Raw genomic sequence first — 5,531 nt, forward strand, 5'->3', positions numbered from 1 at the left:
CATTTTTCCTTGAAGAATTACTTAGGCATCCTGTGTTCAGTAGAGCGAGCGCAGATCTGCACTGCCCAACCATCGCACAAGCGTATTAACTGCCCAAACGCCGCTGGACCGTCGGAAGTAGTTAGCCTCAATATAGGCAACACGTCGGCCCGCACCTTGATCTCACGGCCTACGTCCCAGCGCGCGAGGGCATCGGCCGCAATATGAGCGTGACCGGCTTCGACCGCCAAGGAGACCGTCTGCGGCGGCGCCTCGCCGACAGCATTTGTCCCTCCGTCGACAATCGCAACGTCAGTTCCGACTAATCGAATCCGTCCGGGAGAGGCAGGCGGATGCAACCAGAACCGATCCAGTTCGTCGGCTCCACCACGCAACGGTAGTGCATCACCAACGTTGATCTTCTCCCAGTGCTCCTTCGAGAGGACGCACCAACCAAGGCTTAGTATGAGGCAGTGCGTTGTCCTGGGGTTAGGAGCAAATCCGGATAGGACCGCATGGCGCCAATCTGGGGGCACATCCAGTAGATAAATCGGCAAACATTGATCCCCCAGTTGCATGGTGATCCGCCAGTAGTTTCCCTCGGGGGCCATGTCTGCTTCAGCAGTGGCGGGACCTAGGCCAGATAGACCACACGCACGCGAAAACTCATGCATTGGACCCAAGGTCCAACTGGCGAGAAGTGGGCCAAGCTCTCCATCGAGATTATCAACCGAGCCGATGGCTAGATACGGTGCCAACCAGGCACACCAATTTGCCTCCGGAATCCAAAGCTTCAACATCTCTCCTTCGCTATGGCAGCACAAACGCACACCACGGCCAGAAGGTCGGCTGATCCGGCAATTCAGCTGATGATCGGCGATTTCAGCGGTAGCCTCGATCCGACTGAGTTGAAAGATGTCTAGAGCCCGTTCATCAATCACCGCGCACCTCCATCACAATTTCCATGCCCAGTGCGGCACCGAGCGTCGCCTCCATCTGCCGCAAGTCGCGTCCCAACCGCGCGGCCATCACGTTGTCTGGCGCAAATAGGCGAACGGTCAAACGCTGGCCGCGCCATTCTGCTTGAACTATTAGCCCGGCTAGCGGTCCAGTGCTCGCACGTAACGTCAACGTTTCGCCATCAATCGCCGGCCCGGCGCGATACGCCACGACGTCGCCACTTGCGGACGGAGCCGATCGCGTCGACGAGACCACGGCAGACTCCTTACTGTCGGCAAATTCTAAGCCTCGATATTGCGGCTGAGGTGGTGCGGACGCAGGCAGCTGACTTGCCGACTCGTCGAGCAAGTCCTGAAATGTACGCGACTCGCGCCGACTTACTGATTGCACCTTACTCCGCTCGGAGGCGCGTGCCTCAGGGCGGGGGGGGGTAGAAAGGCGATCCATTAGACCTTCTCCAGCATTAACAGGAGCTTTTCCTGTTCGCGCAGGTTGCACCGCAGTAACGCCTCCTGCTCCACCCGTTCCTTCGCCAGCTGATCACGTTCGGCAATCAGAGCATCCTGTTGGCGCACAATTGCGTGGTCTTCAAGTTGAAGCTTTGCGAGGTTGCTGCGCAAGGTTGCGAGACTACGTTGACTGAATTGCCCACTCGCTGAGGCGAGAGCACGCCACTTTTCGCGCAAGGCGGAGCGACGTATGCCGAGCAACTCCTGTGTATTACAGAGATCAAGGTCGCGGCGCGCGAGTCGCGCAAGACTCCTGCGCCACCCCCGCTCGCGGCGACGCTTTATTTCGAGCAACTGGGTCAACATGGCAACCCCACCGTCTGACCTAATAATTCCAAGGACTCGGGAAAGCTGCACGAGCTCCCGAGTGGCTGGCAAAGCAGGGCTTGAATCTGCGAGCGGCGCGCTATCGCGTCGTCGGCGTCGGAGTCCTCCCCCGATTGGTACTCCCCCACCCTAACCAGCAACTCAATCTCCTGCCATGCTGCGAGCAGTCGGCGCAATCTGGCTGCCGCGGCAGCATGCGACGATGCGGTCACCTGATGCATCACTCGACTGATACTCGCGAGTACGTCGATAGCTGGGAACTGATTGGCTTCCGCAAGCTTCCGCGAAAGAACAATATGCCCATCCAGAAGTGAACGCACCTCCTCTGCCAAAGAATCCGTCTCATGTTCCATTAGCACGGTATAAAAGGCTGTAATGCTGCCCCGCGCGGCTGGGCCGGCGCGCTCCAGCAGGCGCGGTAGTCGCGCGTACAGACTAGGAGGATACCCGCCGCCGACAATGGGTTCCCCAGTAGCCAAAGCAATTTCGCGTATCGCACGCGCGTAGCGAGTAAGCGAATCGACAAGCAACAGAACATGCTCTCCACGATCTCGGAAGAACTCTGCAATGGTGGTAGCGACAGCCGCTGCCTTGATCCTTTCCAAGGCTGGACGGTCCGATGTTGCTACCACTACGACAGTTCTTGAGCGCGTTGCATCACTAAGCAGGTTGTCGAGAAATTCGCGTACTTCGCGACCACGCTCACCAACGAGCGCCAAAACGACCACTCCGGCCTCGCAGCCGGAACTGAGCATGGCGAGTAGCGTGCTCTTGCCGCAACCGGCTGGTGCGAAGATGCCCACGCGCTGACCGATACCGACAGTAAGCGTCGTGTCGATGGCACGGACACCGACCGACAGCATCTCGCAGATCGGTCTCCGCTCTAGAGGTCCCGCAGGCTCCACATCTATCTCTCGTTGCAACCTCGAGTCGAGCGCGGGAAGCCCATCAATCGGTCGCCCAAGCGCGTCCAGAACGCGTCCCAGCAACGCATCGCCCACCACCACACTCGCGCGTGTTCCGCTGGGGCGCACCATCATGCCGCAAGTGACATCACGTGGTTCTTGATAAGGGGAAAGCAAGGCAGTGGTGTCACGGGTGCCAACCACTTCGGACATCCCTCCGCCAGGCAATATGCATAGCTCGCCCAACGTCACCCCCGGCAGATGTGCGCGAAGAAGGGTAGGGCCAATCTCAAACAGCCGTCCCTCAAGTCGAGTGTCGCCTGCCAACTCGAGCTGCGGCGGTTCGAGGGCATCGAGAAGAGCCAGATGATCAGGTAGTCGCATTTTCTTCACCGATCAGCTCCACGTGTCCCAACACCTTCAGTTCAGCTTCATCGCCGACTTCTTGAAAAGACAGCACCGGCACGGTCGCGAATTCCTGCTCGATTAGTTTCCTCACAAACCGGCGCACATCGATAGCAGTGACCAAAACTGTGCCTGGCGGCCCATTTATTTTAAGCGCATGACGGATCCGTCCCACGATGTCCGCGTTATCTTCCGTGCTTAGTGCAGAGTAGGAGCCAGCCGACGTTTGGCGGATCGACTCCCTGATACTCTCTTCGATTTGTCCGCCGACCACCCAAGCGCTGATCCAGGGCTGGCCACGACGGTAGCGTCCAACGATATGGCGCCGCAGTGCCATACGGGCGTACTCGGCTAACATGACTGGATCCTTCTCGCGAGGTGCCCATTCGACGAGTGCCTCAAACACGGCGCGCAGGTCGCGAATGGCTACCCCCTCCGCCACCAGACGCCGCAAGACATCTGCGATACGTCCAACGGGCATATGCCGCTGCAATTCCTTTACCAATTCGCTATAGTTCTGCTCCATCTGGTCCATCAAGTAACGCGCCTCTTGCACACCTATCAACTCGGACGCATACCGGTCTAATGCTATCGAAACCAAGTGAACGACACGCGCGTGATCATGGTACAACATCATCCCCAAGGCCTTGAGGCTAGCTACTTGCGACGGCGCTACCCATTGCAGAGTCACGCCGTCAAAGGATAGGCGATCGTGTGCGACTGCCTGCGCAGACGGAGCGCTTGCGACATCAAGTAATACTAACGCTCGCATATCTAATTCCAGCACAGGCTCTTGAAAGACCAGGAAAATTATTCGCTTCGGGGACAGACTGACGTCCTCCTGCAGGTTGATCTCCGCGAGCGGGATGCCGAGTTGCTCCATCTTCTGCTGACGCAACTCTGACAACGCGAGCAGTAGCTTCCCGTCTTGCGCGATCTCTGGCGCTACGCGCAGTAGTAAGGGGAGCGCCCCCACTTTTGACGTCGGCTTGGCGGTTAACGAGTCATGGTCCGCTGAATAGTCCATACTCGCATCGACGCTGTCGCCACCTCCCGTCTGACGCGAGAGCCAGAAAGTGCCGCCAGCAATAAAGGCCGCTAGTGTGAGGAAGATCAGAACAGGAAAGCCTGGCAAGCATGCAAAAAGCACTAACACTGCAGACACGAGCCAGAGTGCGCGTCGCTGACGCAGGATTTGTGTCGACAGCTCGCTGGCCAGATTACGGCGTACCTCGCCGGGTACACGAGTCACAATGATGCCGGCAGCAATAGAGATTAGCAGCGCCGGGATTTGGGCGATCAGACCATCACCTACGGAAAGGATCGCATAGGTAGACGCGGCTTCGCCCGCACTCATGTCGTGCATTGACACGCCAACTGCGATGCCACCAAAAATGTTGACCAGAATGACAATGATCGAGGCGATGGCATCGCCCTTCACAAATTTCATCGCGCCATCCATCGCACCGTACAGCTGGCTCTCCTTCTGCACTAGTAGGCGCTCCCGGCGTGCTTCATCAGCATCGATGATGCCAGAGCGCATGTCACCATCGATACTCATCTGCTTGCCCGGCATAGCGTCCAGCGAGAAGCGCGCACTTACTTCAGCAACGCGCTCCGAGCCCTTCGTGATTACGATGAACTGCACCACAGTGATAATGGCAAACACGATGAGGCCTACCGCAACATTCCCGCCGACAGCAAAGCTTCCGAACGTGTGAACGATTTCGCCAGCATCGTGCTGCAGCAGGATGAGGCGACTTGTACTGATAGTAAGTCCCAGTCTGTACAGTGTGGTTATTAGTAAAAGTGACGGAAAGACGGAAAACTCCATCGCATCGCGAATGTACAACGACATTAACAGCAAGATGATCGAGAGCGTGAGGTTGATTGCGATAAGTACGTCCACCAACAAAGTGGGGAGCGGAACAATCATCATAAAGACAGCCAGCAACAACATGGCTGCAAGCACCACATCTTGGCGCGATTTGAGACCGCGCAACCAATTATTCAGTTTCATGTCTGTTGTTAGTAACGCGGTCGAGCAATCGCCGCTGCTGGTGGGCCAGTTGGGCCCACAGCTCCGCTCCGCTGCTTTCTGGCGCAGTAGCTGCGAGCCACAAGCAGTCACGGGCCAACCAAGCGCGCAAAGGGACGCCACCCCCTGCTTCGGGCTCTAACAGACTCAATAGATGCATGAGGACGCATAGCCGGAACGTCTCCGGCACCGGGCGCGCTAACGATACCAAGGCACGGCCGGCCATCGACTCCAAATAGTACGTGTCCGGTCCACGACGCAGTGTCAACTGCATAGCAGCCTTTCCTGTCGGAGCCCCCATTAGACGCAACCAAAGCTCGACTTGTCGCTGCCATTGCAAGTCCATCGCCAGCCCTCGTTTGCAATATGGCAATAGTGCCGCGAGAAAGCGACGTGAAGGATCAGGTG

The 5,531-nt window shown here is 57.7% G+C and carries 6 protein-coding genes; all 6 read right to left on the minus strand.

Going from position 1 to position 5,531, the window contains the following annotated elements; translation table 11 throughout:
- Nucleotides 1-17 precede the first annotated feature (17 nt).
- Nucleotides 18-920 carry a type III secretion system protein SepQ gene (locus P0D80_RS52065; protein WP_494478669.1) on the minus strand — a complete coding sequence of 301 codons (903 nt, stop codon included), beginning with the start codon at nucleotides 918-920 and terminating at the stop codon, nucleotides 18-20.
- Entirely contained in the window at nucleotides 913-1,194 is a 282-nt protein-coding gene (locus P0D80_RS48475; protein ID WP_408295435.1) for a hypothetical protein, read from the minus strand. Before P0D80_RS48475 ends, P0D80_RS52065 begins: the two co-directional genes overlap by 8 nt.
- 191 nt (nucleotides 1,195-1,385) lie before the next feature.
- A complete protein-coding gene (locus P0D80_RS48480; protein ID WP_408295438.1) occupies nucleotides 1,386-1,754 on the minus strand; it encodes a hypothetical protein in 369 nt (122 codons plus the stop codon).
- Complete coding sequence (locus P0D80_RS48485; RefSeq protein ID WP_408295443.1) at nucleotides 1,748-3,064, minus strand: FliI/YscN family ATPase; 1,317 nt, start codon at nucleotides 3,062-3,064, stop codon at nucleotides 1,748-1,750. The genes P0D80_RS48480 and P0D80_RS48485 overlap by 7 nt, the downstream gene beginning before the upstream one ends.
- The gene (locus tag P0D80_RS48490) at nucleotides 3,051-5,105 is read right to left on the minus strand and encodes an EscV/YscV/HrcV family type III secretion system export apparatus protein (protein ID WP_408295441.1); all 2,055 of its coding nucleotides are present in this window, start codon (nucleotides 5,103-5,105) and stop codon (nucleotides 3,051-3,053) included. Before P0D80_RS48490 ends, P0D80_RS48485 begins: the two co-directional genes overlap by 14 nt.
- Nucleotides 5,092-5,469, minus strand: coding sequence for a hypothetical protein (locus P0D80_RS52070; RefSeq protein WP_494478670.1), 378 nt, complete (start codon nucleotides 5,467-5,469; stop codon nucleotides 5,092-5,094). Before P0D80_RS52070 ends, P0D80_RS48490 begins: the two co-directional genes overlap by 14 nt.
- Between the last annotated feature and the right edge of the window lie 62 nt (nucleotides 5,470-5,531).

Source organism: Paraburkholderia sp. RL17-373-BIF-A, from assembly GCF_046030175.1.
In the GTDB taxonomy this organism is placed as follows: domain Bacteria; phylum Pseudomonadota; class Gammaproteobacteria; order Burkholderiales; family Burkholderiaceae; genus Paraburkholderia.

Excerpts from the sequence above, each read along its gene's own strand:
- P0D80_RS48480 (WP_408295438.1), bottom strand. The coding sequence starts at position 1,754 with ATGTTGACCCAGTTGCTCGAAATAAAGCGTCGCCGCGAGCGGGGGTGG.
- P0D80_RS48485 (WP_408295443.1), bottom strand. The coding sequence starts at position 3,064 with ATGCGACTACCTGATCATCTGGCTCTTCTCGATGCCCTCGAACCGCCG.
- P0D80_RS48490 (WP_408295441.1), bottom strand. The coding sequence starts at position 5,105 with ATGAAACTGAATAATTGGTTGCGCGGTCTCAAATCGCGCCAAGATGTG.
- P0D80_RS52070 (WP_494478670.1), bottom strand. The coding sequence starts at position 5,469 with ATGGACTTGCAATGGCAGCGACAAGTCGAGCTTTGGTTGCGTCTAATG.